Below are 370 nucleotides of genomic sequence, written 5' to 3'. Positions count from 1 at the left end.
TTGTGTTTTTCATGGGTAATGCTCCTCTCCTGAACTATTTTTTAATCATCGTTTTCGCAAGCTTGATCATCTCTTCCTTCGTCAAAGGATTCTCGGGATTTGTGGAAATCGTGCAGCTTACTCCTTTTTCTGTCCATGACAGTGAATTATTGATGTCTTGAAGGATTTCATTCTTTGGCTGTTTAGCATTTTCTTTGGCCTTCTCGTCGGCAGACTTAAACTGGAATCCTTCTTTAGATTTCTTTTCCTCTCCGTTTTCTATCTTTCTCAGACTCAGCACCAATTTGTTTTTGCCATTGGCATATTCCAGCCTGATCATTCCCGCTTCATCCCATTCTATCTTTTTGGAATACACCACTTTGCCTTTGGC

Annotated in this window: 1 protein-coding gene; it reads right to left on the bottom strand. The window is 40.3% G+C overall.

Annotation, left to right across the window (positions count from 1 at the left end; translation table 11 throughout):
• Nucleotides 1–34: 34 nt before the first annotated feature.
• Nucleotides 35–370: DUF4367 domain-containing protein (locus BBG47_RS28525; RefSeq protein WP_083189663.1), on the bottom strand; the 336-nt coding region annotated here is incomplete at its 5' end.

It is taken from the genome of Paenibacillus sp. KS1, assembly GCF_001680695.1.
Classification (GTDB): Bacteria; Bacillota; Bacilli; order Paenibacillales; family Paenibacillaceae; genus Paenibacillus_B; species Paenibacillus_B suaedae.
Note: the sequence above shows the minus strand (reverse complement) of the source record. Positions and strands in the feature narration are given on the sequence as shown.